This is a genomic window from Undibacterium sp. Ren11W, from assembly GCF_049340485.1.
Classification (GTDB): domain Bacteria; phylum Pseudomonadota; class Gammaproteobacteria; order Burkholderiales; family Burkholderiaceae_D; genus Undibacterium.
On sequence record NZ_JBMPPB010000003.1, the window covers coordinates 1 to 12,828 of the forward strand.

The following is a 12,828-nucleotide window of genomic DNA, read 5'->3' on the forward strand; positions in this document are numbered from 1 at the left end:
ATTTGATATTTTTTAAGTTTAACTAACTACCGAAGTAATTAGCCGCGCTCTTTATCAAGTGCCCACATTTATTGACTGTTAATTGTTAAAGATCACTATTCTGTATTTTTCGCTTCACTATCGATTTACACCGACTGCGTTGCTTTTCTGCCAGATTGCTACAAAGCGTTTTGTTTGTAGGCAGCAGAGAGATGAGATTATGCGGCATTTCCTTCTGCTCGTCAACCCCTTGTTTTACTAGCGTTTGAATTTACTGTGTTTCTTAATTCAAACCAGGGATTGCTTTGCCTGCCTTACTTTCTTCATTTCGCCCCGCTCTTGAGCGGGAGGCGAACTATAGCAAAGCTTGCTCTTGCTTGGCAAGCTTTTGTTTAAATCATTTATAAACTTACTTATTTGAAAAATTTGCTGGACGTTTTTCCATGAAAGCCTGCATGCCTTCTTTCTGATCTTCAGTCGCAAAGCTACTGTGAAATAGACGTCGCTCGAAATTAATACCTTCTGCCAGACTCGTTTCGAAAGCGCGGTTCACAGAATCTTTAATCATCATGACGATAGGCAAAGACATCGCTGCAATTGTCGTTGCGGCAGCCATGGTCTCTTCCATTAATTTATCCAAAGGGACAATACGCGAGACCAAACCAGCACGTTCAGCCTCAACCGCATCCATCATGCGTGCGGTCAGGCACATATCCATAGCTTTCGATTTGGAGATGGCGCGCGGCAAACGCTGCGTACCACCAGCGCCGGGCAAAGTACCTAGTTTAATTTCTGGCTGACCAAACTTTGCATTTTCAGCGGCAATAATAAAATCACACATCATTGCCAACTCACAACCGCCGCCGAGAGCATAACCGGCCACCGCAGCGATTACTGGTTTGCGTATCTGGCGGATTTGCTCCCAGTTGCGCGTGATGTAATCATTCTTATAGGCATCCATATATGTATAGTTGGCCATCGCACCTATATCTGCGCCCGCGGCAAAGGCTTTTTCACTGCCAGTAATCACGATACAGGCAATCGCCTCGTCTTTATCGAAAGATTTGAGCGCAAAGCCCAACTCATCCATTAACTGGTCGTTAAGTGCATTCAAAGCCTTAGGGCGATTTAAGGTAATAACGCCGACTTTGTCTTTCGTTTCTACAATAATATTTTGGTATTCCATCTTCAAACTCCAGAGTTTAAGTTTTTACAAACGAATCAATAATAAAACTTACATCGACCTAATGATTAACCAGGCGACTTAGGCAACAACACCCAGAGAGCACCTTTTTGCTTCATGCGCCCGGCAGATTCGCCGGCCAGATTCCCAAAGCCCCAAAAAAAATCTGCGCGTACCGCGCCGCGAATAGCGCCACCTGTATCTTGCGCCATCATCAATTTTTGTAGGCTAGTACTACTATTAGGTTGGGTGGTGGATAAGAACACCGGCACGCCCAAGGGAAGAAACTGAGGATCAATTGCGATCGAGCGCTGGCCAGTCAAGGGAACACCCAAAGCCCCCTTAGGTCCAATGGCTGGATTGAGGATTTTTTCTTCTTTGAAAAATACCGCGCTAGGGTTCGCATTCAACAATTCATCCTGGCGCGCTGGATTATTATTGAGCCATTCCTTTATCCCTTGCGCCGAAGCCTGCTCCAGCTTTAACTCGCCCTTATCGACTAAATAGCGACCTATGGATTTATACGGATGGCCATTTTGATCGGCATACGCCAGCCTGATAGTTTCATTACTGTCCGCTAGATAGACGCGCCCAGAACCCTGTATCTGCAGAAAGAAGGCATCGATCGCATCATCGACCCAAACCAATTCTTTACCAGCCACCGCCGGCAACATATCGGCACGCGAGGCATACGGAACAACTTTATTCCCAACCAGACGGCCGCGCAGACGCATATGTTTCAGATCAGGATACACACTGGCTAAATCTATCGTCAGCAAATCGGGCGGTGTGCGATACAGTGGCGTCTGGAAAGCGCCGCCACGTTGACGCGCTCCGCGCAGCAGCGGCTCGTAGTAGCCTGTGATCAGCCCCTCATTGCCGCCATCGGCATTAACGACTTGATGCGGCGTAAAAAATGCCTCAAAAAAATCCAGGATCGCGTTATTGTCTTTAGCGTCCAGGTCTTTAGCGATGGCACACGGTTCTTTCCACTCTGGCTTATTCTTGATCGCAGAACACGAAGCCATAAAAGCTGGCCAAAGCTCAGTCAACTGGTCTTGACGCCAACCAGGCAGAGAAGCGAAACTCACAGGTTTGTACAACTCCGCCCATTTAGGCGTACCGGAAGTAACGGGGACAGTTGGCGCTACGACGGGCGTTTTAACAGGAGCCTTATCTAAGGAAACACTGGTACAGCCAGCCAGCGCACCAAAGAGACTGGCAAGGAGTAAAATCCTCGCTTGAGAAATTTGTATCAACATAGGAGTAAAAATAATGTGGTTATTGGCATTAGAAGCTTGTGGCGCAACACTTTTGTTCGTTTTCATTGTTTGGTGGACTATGTTTTCGGGCCGCAAACCCGAACAAGCACCAACAAAATTAAACACTGTAGAAAACAAAAACGACACTGCTCACTAATATTAATTAGAGATGCTAGCCGCCCTCAATGTAGAGTGCGCGGCAAAGAAAGCACGAACTCTGGAATTTGCACCTCAAATCGGTGTCCATCTTCAGCGACAAAAAAGTAAGATCCCTGCATGCTACCGTGCTGAGTTTTCAAGGAACTGCCACTACTGTATTCAAAGCCCTGCTCTGCCTGCAACAGCGGTTGATGTCCGACTACTCCCAGTCCCTTAACTTCTTGCACTTGATTATTCGCATCGGTAATAATCCAATGCCGCGAAATCAATTGCGCCGCTACCGTTCCTGTGTTGGTGATGGTAATGGTGTAGGCGAATACATAGTTACCATTATCCGGGTCCGATTGCTCTGCCAAATATTGGGTCGCTACTGCTACTTCTATTTGATACGCTGCCATCTTGCTATTCCTCGTTATTCTCAAAATTGCTACGCTGATGTTTAGCCAGCATCTTACAAGAGCTAGCGTATGCGTGCAGGAGTAAAATAGCGCAATCGCCAATTTACGTTTATTCACATTAAAGCAACTCTACCATGACCACTTACCGCATCGCTCCCAGCATCTTATCCGCCGACTTCGCCCGTCTAGGTGAAGAAGTACGCAATGTCGTCGCCGCTGGCGCAGACATGATCCACTTTGACGTCATGGACAACCATTATGTTCCCAATTTAACGATAGGGCCTTTGGTCTGCGAGGCGATACGCCCGCATGTACAAGTGCCTATCGACGTGCATCTAATGGTCAAACCGGTAGACCGCATCATCCCTGATTTTGCCAAAGCCGGTGCCAACATCATCAGCTTTCATCCGGAAGGCTCGGAACACATAGACCGTACCCTGCAACTGATACGCGAACACGGCTGCAAAGCCGGACTGGTGTTGAATCCAGCAACACCGCTGCACATACTCGAGCATGTCATGGATAAACTCGATCTGATCTTGCTGATGTCGGTCAATCCTGGCTTTGGCGGCCAGTCCTTCATCCCCCACACTTTGAAAAAAATCGCAGCAGTTCGCAAGCTGATCGATGCTAGCGGTCGCGACATCATGCTACAAGTCGACGGCGGCGTAAAAATCGACAACATCGCAGAAATCGCCGCGGCGGGTGCCGATACCTTCGTCGCTGGCTCGGCTATTTTCGGCAAGCCAGATTATACGGCGGTGATCAATGCCATGCGCAGCGAGTTGGCGAAAGTTTAACCCCCCACCGCATTATTTTTTAGAGCGCTTATCAAAACCAGTTAATCTGGATGTCGCGCATGGCGTAAACAGGAGCACTACGTCGGTATCGAAAAAATTTGCAATGCCGCGACACGCCCTTTGGTCTATCCGCAGTATCTATGCGCCTCCCAAGGCATTTTGGTGCCAGAAGGCGCATAAATACTGCGTACTCCATTTTTCAATTATTCCCCCTCCAACACCACTTATGGGCGTTGGCAAAAACGCCAACCCTAGTCCCGTGCCCATCCTGCCGTAAATAAGTTCTACGATCGTAGATAAAGCCAGTAAGCCCAGACAGATGAGTGCTCAGCCACTCTTGACCTTACCAGCAGTTAGTCAGTGCTGGCAATGAGTCTTAATAGCGCTTCTCTTCCAATAATGCAGCCCGTGTCACGGGATTTTGTAACTGATCAAGCCACCAACGTAGTGCTCGCCCCTCGCCTCCCTTTCCACTCTTGCGCCACACATAACAATATTGGAGCCGTCGCTCAGACTGCTCCGTTTTCTTCACGACCAACCGCTCGGTATCGATGTAGGGCTGCGCCAGACATGTCGGAAGAAAGCCTACGCCCAAACCCCTGAGCTGCGCATCGAGCTTCGCTGGCATGTCTGGAACGGTCATAACATCTTGACCGGGTAATAAGCTAATTGTCAGTCCACCGCCGCGCTTTATCGAGTCGGCAAGTGCCACCGCCCGATAGGGACGCAGATCTGCATCAGTCAAAGGTTCAATCGCGTGTGCCAGCGGGTGGTTAGACGATACCGCAAAGACGAAGTGCACACTACCTAGTGGCTCTCGCTGCAGGTCAGAATAGCAACCGGCCTGTACCACCACGCCTATCGCCAGATCGGCCTGGCCTGATGCCAGCACTTCAAGCGTGCCAGACAGGGTCTCGCTTCGTAGCTTCAGACTGGTCGGCGGTTTCAGCGCGAAAAATGACTCGCAAAGTTCCATCATCGTCGAGCGAACGATGATGCTATCCATTGCAATCGTGAACTGCGGCTCCCAACCAGTTGCCACCCGTTTGATGCGGTTAGCAACGGCATCAACGTCGGCCAACAGACGTGCGCCCTCGCGCAGTAGTTCTTTACCAGCGTCCGTCAGGCGCGCCTGCCGCGAGCTTCGATCGAACAACAGGACATCGAGTGCGTCTTCAATCTGCCGCACTCGATAGGTCAGGGCGCTCGGCACCATATGAATTGCGCGGGCGGCTGCAGCAAAGCTGCCCGTCCTTGCAATTATCTCTAGCATCTCGAGCGCATCAGGGGTCAGTACATTACGGGCGGTCGGCATCAGAAACCTATTCATTCAAATTATTTGAATGATGCCATCAAATTGACAGTACCTGCAAGCAAACAATAAAACGCACAATATCGCTATCAACAAGGAGGATCACATGATCACAATTCGTAAAGCCCAGGATCGCGGTTACGCAAACCACGGTTGGCTGCAAAGCTACCACTCATTTTCATTTGCCGGTTATAACGACCCAGCGCACATCAACTGGGGTAACTTGCGCGTCATCAACGAAGACAGGATTGCGCCAGGCGCCGGCTTTGGCAAACATGGCCACCGTGACATGGAAATCATCAGTTACGTTATATCGGGACAGCTTGCGCATCAGGACAGCATGGGCAATATCAAAGGCATTCCACCTGGCGACGTACAGCGTATGAGTGCTGGTACAGGCGTGACGCACAGCGAATTCAATCACGCTGAAGGTCAGAGCACTCACTTTTTACAGATCTGGATTATGCCTAACGTAAGCGGCATAGCACCGAGTTACGAGCAAAGGACGATTCCTGACCAGCAAAAACGCGGAAAGTTGAGGCTAATAGCCTCGCCCGATGGCGCGCAAGAGTCGGTCGTGATACATGCCGATGCCAAACTCTATGCGGGTCTATTTGACGGCAACGAGTCCGCGAAACTGGCATTGGACCCAGAACGCAAAGCCTATGTGCATCTGGTCCGTGGCGAGCTTCAAATCAATGGCCTGCACCTCAGCGCAGGAGATGCGCTCCTGCTCCAATCGGAAAGCCTGATCACGATTGATCAGGCTAACGATGCGGAAGTACTGGTGTTTGACCTGGCCGCTTGAGGTCCGTTTTTCTAGCGTTGTCGCCGCACCAAGCTCTAACTAAGGTATCCCTCCACCACCAAAAGGAAGAAATAATCATGAAATTAAGAATCCTACTCAACCTGGCTCTACCATTGCTGATCACATTCTCGGCCTTCACACCTGCTCAGGCAGGTCAGCCATCGGAAAAACTCTTGACGCCGCAAAACCATGCGCTGATCTTGATCGACCACCAGCCGCAAATGGCCTTTGCAACGCGTTCCATAGATATCGCAGAACTTCGCAACAACGTCACCGGGTTGGCAAAGGCGGCAAGTGTTTTCAAGGTTCCGACCATACTCACCACGGTTGCCGCGAAGTCTTTCAGTGGACCGCTGTTCCCTGAACTTCAAGCGGTATTTCCCAACCAGAGGGCCATCGATAGGAGCACGATGAACACCTGGGAAGATCAACGCGTGACCGACGAGGTCAAGAAAATAGGCCGCAAGAAATTGGTGATGGCGGCACTGTGGACCGAGGTGTGCTTAGTCGAACCGGTTTTGTCCGCGATTGACGAAGGCTACGATGTCTATATCGTGACTGATGCTTCCGGCGGGGTGAGCAAAGAGGCGCACGACATGGCTGTTCAGCGTCTGGTGCAAGCCGGTGCCCACCCGATCACTTGGTTGCAGTACATGCTTGAATTGCAGCGTGATTGGGCGCGTGGCGAAACATATCAGGCGGTCGTTAAGGTCGCCACCGAACACGCAGGTGGCTATGGTTTGGGACTCATCTACGCTCAAGAGATGTTTCATGCCAAGGAAGGAAAATAGTTTACTTAATTAACTAGTTAATTAATGAGATGGCGTCGCGTACGCCATCTCATTGAAAAGAGATCATCATGTTCTTTAAACATTCCAACAATGTGTTAGCCCTGTCTTTAGTCCTGGCATTTTCGAACGCAAGCGTAGCAAGTGAAGACGGCCGAGCGGTATATATTGCAGTATGCAGCGCATGTCACGCACCAGAAAATGTCTTGGTGAGCGCACCCAAAGCAGGCGATACGGCAGAATGGCGTAAGCGATTGCTTAAGGGAATCGACGCCGCTGCGGACAATGCCATCAAAGGAGTCGGCGCAATGCCGCCAAAAGGGGGGCACACTGAGCTGTCGCGCGGGGAGATCCTAAGGGCCATCGAATTTATGCAGACACCGAATAAGTAAGCGAAAAGCTAGTAGCCAATGAAAAAAATCGTCTCAAAGCGTTCAGCGATGCTGTTCTTGCCATCATCATGGTATTGGAGTTGAAAGTGCCTCACGGTGAAAATATCGCGGCGCTGCAAGTGTAAGATTGGGCATCAACTTCACTTGCGATGCCGAACATATAACGATGCCCCGACCAGCGCCAAGCCGATCACGACGAGTCCGAATTCAAGCGCTTTGCTTTGTTCTCCAGGAACGACTTGATAGAACAATGGGTCAGTCGGCCTTGACCCAGACTTGAACAAACTCTCCAAACTCGGCCAAAAGTTAATGGGCAGAAAATCGCCAAGCGGCGACAACAGAGCCAGTCCGACGATAGCGAGCGCAATACCGATGCGTAGCGTCCAAAGACTCATGAGCGTGCCTTCATTGATCCCCTACGCCGAACTGACAAGATCGCCACGACGGTCATAAATTTAAGTGAAATAGTGATTGGCGATTCTCTGTCGATTGAACTGTTAAACATTAAGTTTTCTTCGGTCAAATAAATAGTTTTCAAGGAAAATTTTAAACTCTTCGTCTTCGGTATTAAATAGATCAAATCCTATTCTTAAGTAGGTTTCATCCATGCGTTCAACTACTTTTCCAACGGCCTTATTTTTCTGAGAAAAGCTCGATTGCAATACGTAGATTAACTGCATGTATCTCATATCTGGGTCTTCATTCCAAATCTCTTTAATGAGCTCGGAAATTTCGTCGATTCGCTCTAATGGTCTCATTTAGTTTTATGCTTAACGCTACGTTGACCTGCGCACTTGTGCGTCGGCGTCGAATGACAAGTTAAATTGCACTAAGCGTACCTTCAAGTCCGCAGTCTTTTCGCAGTCTTATAAGAAACAATACAACCAAGTGCCGCGCCGAGTGCGCAAAAACCCAATACAAAGGGGAAGTTCATCAGTGCGAAAGAAATCACCCTATTCACACCCTGATATTCACTCAGAGGTGTGACGCCCAGTTCAATTGCAATTGTGCTGCACATGCCCATCAGAAGAGAGGCCGGAACAGACAAAAACACGCCCATCGCGAATTTAAATCGAGGAGCAAGAATTGCGATTAGCACGGAACCGGAAAACGGACCGAGCAAAATAAAAAACAATCCTAATCCGTCGTTGAGGTGTTCCGAAATCTTAAGGACATAGTAAATTGCATGGCTCACAGCAAAAATAGCTAGCCCGATGAAAAACGCTCGCAGAACCAAGTATCTCATTTGCAATTTAACGTTGAGGTGTCGGGATCGCTACCACCAATAAATAAAAAAATACTGAAACAGATCGCGGCGATTCCCCGCCGACCGTAATATTAAATGCCTTATGACCTTGCGCCATTATCATAGAGATGATCAACACAATACGCACTAGCTCGAACAGCATTAAGACCGCAATTTTCCCACAAACACTGAACACTCTCTAGTCCGCCACGATTTTGAATTATGCGTGCCTTAATGAGTGATGTTCCATCGTATTTTTCCCAATTATCTTTATTCTGGATTTTCACGGCATAGAGCGTTTGATATTTGTCCCACTCATCCAACTTCCAATACTGCAAACATTCTGAACATTGCATGAGTTTTACCCAATTACCAAATTCAATAGTATTGAGCGTATCAGTAAAGCTATGGTATCCATCTGTAATTTCGACTAATGGATTCCGTTGGATGCAGCTACATTTCAAGTTGATTGACATTTAACGCTGAAATGAGAGGATGTCCTCCCATAAATTAATAAAGAACACAGCCGCATCGCAGCCAGTCCAATCGATTGTAATGTTAGATTGTTTCATCTGAATTTGTCTGGAGGTTCTTTACCAGCGCGAACGCATGAAAAAACTACGTCAGGATCTGATTGGCACCAGTACTGAAAATATAAGCCAATCGTACCATCCAAGAATAATTGTGCAACACCAGTCTCTTCAGGAACTGTAAGTTTAGGCGCATTCCACTGTTGCGCTAAGACTCCAAGGTTTCCATTCGGAGCACCTGAACAATCAATTATCCATGTAGCCTCTCCACCTGCGATACCAGGTAGAAAATTGGATTTTCGAATCGCATCCAATAAATTAATGACTGTGCTTTGTGCCGGTATATTTATTGTTGTCCCGTGAGAATCAAGGTCATCTCCAGGATGTACGCTGTCTCTGTTGATTCTCACGGAAATTTGTTCGATGTCGCTCATACAAAATCTAACGTTTGAGTTCATCGGCTGCCGAAGGCAGTCCGGTGGGACGAATGGTTAGGCATCCACCCACACTACAGAGGAAACATCGGCTTGGCCTCCAGTCGCAAGCTCAAGGAACAGAGCGAACTGGAAGCCTAGGTTCTTCTTGTAGCCACGCAATTTTGCGAAGTCAACCAATCTGTCTGTGGTATTCGTGGACTTCTTCAACTCGATGACAAGGTAGTTGGTAGTTGTATTGCGGAGGTGGGCAATGATGTCAGGAAAGACCGTCTTTGCTTCCGTGTCGTCGTCGTCTGGATAAAGACCAAGATGCTGTATCTTCTTCGGGTCGATTCCGTCTCGGTTGTACTCGCAGTCGACGTTCAGCTCCGGAAGTTGGGCCTGAAGATACATTGCCAATCGGTAGGCAATGGAGCGTTCGTTGGCGTCAATCTCCAATAGCAAAGTATCGCGTGCCAACAATTCCTTCAGGGCGGCAAGTACTGGTGGACCGGCAGTTCGCTCAAGGAGGAGAGCAGTGGCATCTGTGTTCATGTCTTCGGATGCCTAACGTTGAGTTGAGCTGACCGGGACTGCACATGACGCACAAAAACCGAAGAGCAATTAGTTGAAAAAATGCTGATCGTCGAAACGATAATTTGCGCAGCTTCCTTGTCGAGCGTCATGTTATGCCTTACCTTCCCAAATCTCTAGTGCCAACGTCAATTGTTCATCATCAATGTTGGCATCATTCCGAGCTTGCAAAATTTCGAGGTACTCCGAGACGATTTCTCTTTCATTCTGAGAAAATTCGTCATGTCGCTCGGCCCAGTATGGGTCACTTACGTTTTGTACGCGAATGAAAACGATGATGCTGTCACCCACCCAAGAATTGGGATTGATAATATCAAATTCAATGCACCGTGGTAAATAATAGCGTAGCGTGATCGGACTCAAAAAACAAAGCGAACGAGCCAACCATTCTACCTTTTCATCTGGGACATTTCGAACGGAGTAAGGCTCGAACGTGTCGCGGATATCATCGCACTCTATGCACCTGTGCAACGTAATCTCATCGACCGACGGTTGACGCGCATCCCTAAATGCGAGATACATTTCGTTGATAAACTGAGTCTCGCTTTTAGATTGAGGCATAACGCAACGGTGAACGGCTGGCCGCACACAAAATTAATAAATACTGAACCACGTCACGGCCAGTCCAATCGATCATCCTGTTAGAGGCCATTGCTTCTTTGTAGCTCAATAATAGCTTCATAAACTTCCTCGGTCTTTGCCGTATCGTATCCTGGAACACGGACACCCAGATAGACTTGAAGATCACAGGCTGCATTGTCAGCGTGGTCACGAACATATTCGTTGGGATCGCTAAGAGCACTGGAAATGAGTGGAACTATCTGCTCTGTGTTCAGAGTACGGCAAGTTCTGGCAATGTGCCCAAACCCAAGTATTGCATTTCCTCGGACATTGAAATGCGAGTGCGAGGCTAAAGCGATACAGATACGCTCCGCCCATTCTCGGTCAAAGTCGGCGGCATTCATTCCGACAACGATCGGAACATAGAGAAGTTCGTCGGGATTTCCGCGCGCGATAACAGCTTCAACATCTGCTTCAGTCCAACCTTCGGAGAACGGCCCCATATAACCCCTAACGCAGCGGTGAGCGGATGAACACTCACAAATTTATAGAATACTGAGCCGTATGACGGCCAGTCCGATCGAGCATTCGGTTATGTCACCGTATTCAGAGAAAATTTATCGAGTATTTCTTTCGCCCCGATATCTAACTCTTCACCTACTTCTCTAGCAGTAGGACAGTTCACCAAACGCTTAAGGTCAACCACTAGCTCTGTCGCTAACTCTTTGCATTCACCGACAAGAAAGTAAAGTACAAAATACTTCCAAGTATCGTCGTTTCCTTGAAATATCGTTCGTACATGTGATGCAAGTGGCGCGCCAACGTTCTTTAGGAATGGCAAAATTACGCGTGCAACCGGCCAGTTACCATCTTGTATGCATTCTAGTAAATCCGGCAAAACCGGCGAAATTGCCGGATATCCAAGAGCAACCAATGCTTCCGCCCTCGCAGTATCATGCTTATCGACGGGGAGATGGTTTATTAGATTAAGAGACATAACGGCGCACGGCTATATTCCGTGTAGGTTGGGTAAAATCCCCAAGGTGTCCAAAGGGATAACGTAACGCGAGCAGAGCCGCGCTTCTCGGCGAAGCGTCCCTCTTGAGCGCCGGGTTAGGCGACATTGCTGGGAAACCAATGAAACTCAACATCTGATGCTTCAATAACCCACATACCTGTTTCTTTAAAGCCACACCACTCAATCTCATGAATTAGATTTCCATTTTCAGATAGCCGAAACTCATCATAACGCCAATCACGGTGGCCCCCCTCGCCATGTTCAATGTTTAGTTGATAGCCAAACACCTTTGGATAATGAAGCTCGACGTAGCCATCATGATAAGCACCAAGAAGGCGAACTTTCAGTGACAAAGTTCTCACTTCATTTCGTTTACCAGAAGATGACTCAGATAATGTAAATGTCTCTAGCCAAGCATCATGAGGACAACGATGGTCGTTAAAATTAAAGTACCAGTCCGATGTGGCTAGCTGATAGGCTGAACTCGGAAATTTACTTTTCACAGAAGAAAGATATTCCTGATAGCGTTGAAAGCTACCAGTTGCATCATCAGCTTTATCATTGGAGAGTATAAATGCCATGTTGTTGCCTAATGTTGAAGGTAAGGGGCGCGGAGCCGGCTTGCCGGCGGAGCGTCCCTCTTGACCGAAGTGTTATGCATTGCCATAGCAAGACAATGCTTCTTTGTACAGATGTTCCGACCACCAACCTTCCGCCAAACGTTGCTCGATTGTGGCTTTTGCACTCGGCGACTGAATCCGCCCAAGAGCTAGTGCCACACTCCCGGCATACCCGTCAGCGGTTTCTAAAAGCGCAAGAAGCTTTTCTTCATGCGGTTGAAGAAGCACTACACTGGCTTGCGAAAGAAAATAGGCCGCAGTCATTGGGGCATCGCCTTGGTAGTCATCGGCGTCAACCGCAATATGTAGAAGAAGGGCGACAAACTCCTGCGAGGCTAGCGCCTCAGATATGCGTCGATCTGCCTCCGGCGACGAGTGGTAGGAGTCGATGAGCAACTGGCGAGTTTCGGACTCAGAGAGCATATGCATAACTTCAAATAGGGTGAAAAAAAATTCTGCCTAACCTGGCGGTCTGTCCGCCTATCTTGGCGAGAAAATCCGATGGTAACTGTTGTTCTGTAACGCTTTCCACGATGTACTGTATTTATATTCAGTACTAAATAACCAGGAAAGGCAGATAGCTTCCATTGACACACTTCATCTCATTTCCGATACGAGTTCCAAACACCCAAAGTTGCTTACCGGCGTTAAAAATTGTCTTCGTGATAAGCACTGTAGTTTACGCACCGACGAAGCTTATGTCTACTGGATTCGATGGTACATCCGCTTTCACGGTGTGCGCCATCGTCTAAAGGCGCAAAT

Annotated in this window: 19 protein-coding genes and 1 pseudogene; 5 read left to right on the plus strand and 15 right to left on the minus strand. The window is 48.2% G+C overall.

Translation table 11 applies throughout. The features are described 5' to 3' along the window. Positions 1-388 precede the first annotated feature (388 nt). The 3 genes from ACO0K8_RS08680 to apaG all read right to left on the minus strand — a co-directional run bounded on the left by ACO0K8_RS08680 (position 389) and on the right by apaG (position 2,981). On the minus strand, positions 389-1,165 hold the full coding sequence (locus tag ACO0K8_RS08680; RefSeq protein WP_422946264.1) for an enoyl-CoA hydratase: 777 nt from the start codon (positions 1,163-1,165) through the stop codon (positions 389-391). 65 nt (positions 1,166-1,230) lie between these two features. Continuing rightward, complete coding sequence (locus ACO0K8_RS08685; RefSeq protein WP_422946265.1) at positions 1,231-2,424, minus strand: murein transglycosylase A; 1,194 nt, start codon at positions 2,422-2,424, stop codon at positions 1,231-1,233. 182 nt (positions 2,425-2,606) lie between these two features. Further along, positions 2,607-2,981, minus strand: coding sequence for a Co2+/Mg2+ efflux protein ApaG (gene apaG / locus ACO0K8_RS08690; RefSeq protein ID WP_422946266.1), 375 nt, complete (start codon positions 2,979-2,981; stop codon positions 2,607-2,609). A 134-nt stretch (positions 2,982-3,115) separates the two neighbouring features. On the opposite strand from apaG, the gene rpe reads away from it, so the two are divergent. Next, complete coding sequence (gene rpe, locus ACO0K8_RS08695; protein ID WP_422946267.1) at positions 3,116-3,781, plus strand: ribulose-phosphate 3-epimerase; 666 nt, start codon at positions 3,116-3,118, stop codon at positions 3,779-3,781. Between the two features lie 376 nt (positions 3,782-4,157). Here the strand turns inward: rpe and ACO0K8_RS08700 are convergent, their stop codons facing one another. Further along, complete coding sequence (locus ACO0K8_RS08700) at positions 4,158-5,096, minus strand: LysR substrate-binding domain-containing protein (protein ID WP_422946624.1); 939 nt, start codon at positions 5,094-5,096, stop codon at positions 4,158-4,160. A gap of 103 nt (positions 5,097-5,199) precedes the next feature. On the opposite strand from ACO0K8_RS08700, the gene ACO0K8_RS08705 reads away from it, so the two are divergent. From ACO0K8_RS08705 to ACO0K8_RS08720, 4 genes and pseudogenes are all read left to right on the plus strand, one after another. Beyond that, positions 5,200-5,901, plus strand: coding sequence for a pirin family protein (locus tag ACO0K8_RS08705; RefSeq protein WP_422946268.1), 702 nt, complete (start codon positions 5,200-5,202; stop codon positions 5,899-5,901). Positions 5,902-5,978: 77 nt separating this feature from the next. Then, positions 5,979-6,692, plus strand: coding sequence for a hydrolase (locus ACO0K8_RS08710; RefSeq protein WP_422946269.1), 714 nt, complete (start codon positions 5,979-5,981; stop codon positions 6,690-6,692). 68 nt (positions 6,693-6,760) lie between these two features. Further along, positions 6,761-7,081 carry a c-type cytochrome gene (locus tag ACO0K8_RS08715; RefSeq protein ID WP_422946270.1) on the plus strand — a complete coding sequence of 107 codons (321 nt, stop codon included), beginning with the start codon at positions 6,761-6,763 and terminating at the stop codon, positions 7,079-7,081. A 23-nt stretch (positions 7,082-7,104) separates the two neighbouring features. Beyond that, positions 7,105-7,200 (plus strand): annotated as a pseudogene (locus ACO0K8_RS08720) (TMEM175 family protein); the annotation flags it as partial. Positions 7,201-7,221: 21 nt separating this feature from the next. Here the strand turns inward: ACO0K8_RS08720 and ACO0K8_RS08725 are convergent. The 11 genes from ACO0K8_RS08725 to ACO0K8_RS08775 form a co-directional block, all read right to left on the minus strand. Next, positions 7,222-7,476, minus strand: a complete 255-nt coding sequence (locus tag ACO0K8_RS08725) for a hypothetical protein (RefSeq protein ID WP_422946271.1) — start codon at positions 7,474-7,476, stop codon at positions 7,222-7,224. A 102-nt stretch (positions 7,477-7,578) separates the two neighbouring features. After that, on the minus strand, positions 7,579-7,839 hold the full coding sequence (locus ACO0K8_RS08730; RefSeq protein WP_422946272.1) for a hypothetical protein: 261 nt from the start codon (positions 7,837-7,839) through the stop codon (positions 7,579-7,581). 83 nt (positions 7,840-7,922) lie between these two features. After that, complete coding sequence (locus tag ACO0K8_RS08735) at positions 7,923-8,327, minus strand: hypothetical protein (RefSeq protein WP_422946273.1); 405 nt, start codon at positions 8,325-8,327, stop codon at positions 7,923-7,925. A gap of 101 nt (positions 8,328-8,428) precedes the next feature. Then, the gene (locus ACO0K8_RS08740; RefSeq protein WP_422946274.1) at positions 8,429-8,803 is read right to left on the minus strand and encodes a hypothetical protein; all 375 of its coding nucleotides are present in this window, start codon (positions 8,801-8,803) and stop codon (positions 8,429-8,431) included. A gap of 92 nt (positions 8,804-8,895) precedes the next feature. Beyond that, positions 8,896-9,291, minus strand: a complete 396-nt coding sequence (locus ACO0K8_RS08745) for a hypothetical protein (protein WP_422946275.1) — start codon at positions 9,289-9,291, stop codon at positions 8,896-8,898. A 57-nt stretch (positions 9,292-9,348) separates the two neighbouring features. Continuing rightward, complete coding sequence (locus tag ACO0K8_RS08750; protein WP_422946276.1) at positions 9,349-9,828, minus strand: hypothetical protein; 480 nt, start codon at positions 9,826-9,828, stop codon at positions 9,349-9,351. A gap of 132 nt (positions 9,829-9,960) precedes the next feature. Then, positions 9,961-10,428 carry a DUF6714 family protein gene (locus ACO0K8_RS08755; protein ID WP_422946277.1) on the minus strand — a complete coding sequence of 156 codons (468 nt, stop codon included), beginning with the start codon at positions 10,426-10,428 and terminating at the stop codon, positions 9,961-9,963. An 80-nt stretch (positions 10,429-10,508) separates the two neighbouring features. Next, positions 10,509-10,931, minus strand: a complete 423-nt coding sequence (locus ACO0K8_RS08760; protein ID WP_422946278.1) for a hypothetical protein — start codon at positions 10,929-10,931, stop codon at positions 10,509-10,511. A gap of 89 nt (positions 10,932-11,020) precedes the next feature. Then, positions 11,021-11,425, minus strand: coding sequence for a DUF5071 domain-containing protein (locus ACO0K8_RS08765; RefSeq protein WP_422946279.1), 405 nt, complete (start codon positions 11,423-11,425; stop codon positions 11,021-11,023). 116 nt (positions 11,426-11,541) lie between these two features. Next, complete coding sequence (locus tag ACO0K8_RS08770) at positions 11,542-12,027, minus strand: hypothetical protein (protein ID WP_422946280.1); 486 nt, start codon at positions 12,025-12,027, stop codon at positions 11,542-11,544. Positions 12,028-12,099: 72 nt separating this feature from the next. Beyond that, the gene (locus tag ACO0K8_RS08775) at positions 12,100-12,495 is read right to left on the minus strand and encodes a hypothetical protein (protein ID WP_422946281.1); all 396 of its coding nucleotides are present in this window, start codon (positions 12,493-12,495) and stop codon (positions 12,100-12,102) included. Between the last annotated feature and the right edge of the window lie 333 nt (positions 12,496-12,828).

Coding starts and splice junctions, on each gene's coding strand:
- ACO0K8_RS08680 (WP_422946264.1), bottom strand. CDS start 1,165: ATGGAATACCAAAATATTATTGTAGAAACGAAAGACAAAGTCGGCGTT.
- ACO0K8_RS08685 (WP_422946265.1), bottom strand. CDS start 2,424: ATGTTGATACAAATTTCTCAAGCGAGGATTTTACTCCTTGCCAGTCTC.
- apaG (WP_422946266.1), bottom strand. CDS start 2,981: ATGGCAGCGTATCAAATAGAAGTAGCAGTAGCGACCCAATATTTGGCA.
- rpe (WP_422946267.1), top strand. CDS start 3,116: ATGACCACTTACCGCATCGCTCCCAGCATCTTATCCGCCGACTTCGCC.
- ACO0K8_RS08700 (WP_422946624.1), bottom strand. CDS start 5,096: ATGCCGACCGCCCGTAATGTACTGACCCCTGATGCGCTCGAGATGCTA.
- ACO0K8_RS08705 (WP_422946268.1), top strand. CDS start 5,200: ATGATCACAATTCGTAAAGCCCAGGATCGCGGTTACGCAAACCACGGT.
- ACO0K8_RS08710 (WP_422946269.1), top strand. CDS start 5,979: ATGAAATTAAGAATCCTACTCAACCTGGCTCTACCATTGCTGATCACA.
- ACO0K8_RS08715 (WP_422946270.1), top strand. CDS start 6,761: ATGTTCTTTAAACATTCCAACAATGTGTTAGCCCTGTCTTTAGTCCTG.
- ACO0K8_RS08725 (WP_422946271.1), bottom strand. CDS start 7,476: ATGAGTCTTTGGACGCTACGCATCGGTATTGCGCTCGCTATCGTCGGA.
- ACO0K8_RS08730 (WP_422946272.1), bottom strand. CDS start 7,839: ATGAGACCATTAGAGCGAATCGACGAAATTTCCGAGCTCATTAAAGAG.
- ACO0K8_RS08735 (WP_422946273.1), bottom strand. CDS start 8,327: ATGAGATACTTGGTTCTGCGAGCGTTTTTCATCGGGCTAGCTATTTTT.
- ACO0K8_RS08740 (WP_422946274.1), bottom strand. CDS start 8,803: ATGTCAATCAACTTGAAATGTAGCTGCATCCAACGGAATCCATTAGTC.
- ACO0K8_RS08745 (WP_422946275.1), bottom strand. CDS start 9,291: ATGAGCGACATCGAACAAATTTCCGTGAGAATCAACAGAGACAGCGTA.
- ACO0K8_RS08750 (WP_422946276.1), bottom strand. CDS start 9,828: ATGAACACAGATGCCACTGCTCTCCTCCTTGAGCGAACTGCCGGTCCA.
- ACO0K8_RS08755 (WP_422946277.1), bottom strand. CDS start 10,428: ATGCCTCAATCTAAAAGCGAGACTCAGTTTATCAACGAAATGTATCTC.
- ACO0K8_RS08760 (WP_422946278.1), bottom strand. CDS start 10,931: ATGGGGCCGTTCTCCGAAGGTTGGACTGAAGCAGATGTTGAAGCTGTT.
- ACO0K8_RS08765 (WP_422946279.1), bottom strand. CDS start 11,425: ATGTCTCTTAATCTAATAAACCATCTCCCCGTCGATAAGCATGATACT.
- ACO0K8_RS08770 (WP_422946280.1), bottom strand. CDS start 12,027: ATGGCATTTATACTCTCCAATGATAAAGCTGATGATGCAACTGGTAGC.
- ACO0K8_RS08775 (WP_422946281.1), bottom strand. CDS start 12,495: ATGCATATGCTCTCTGAGTCCGAAACTCGCCAGTTGCTCATCGACTCC.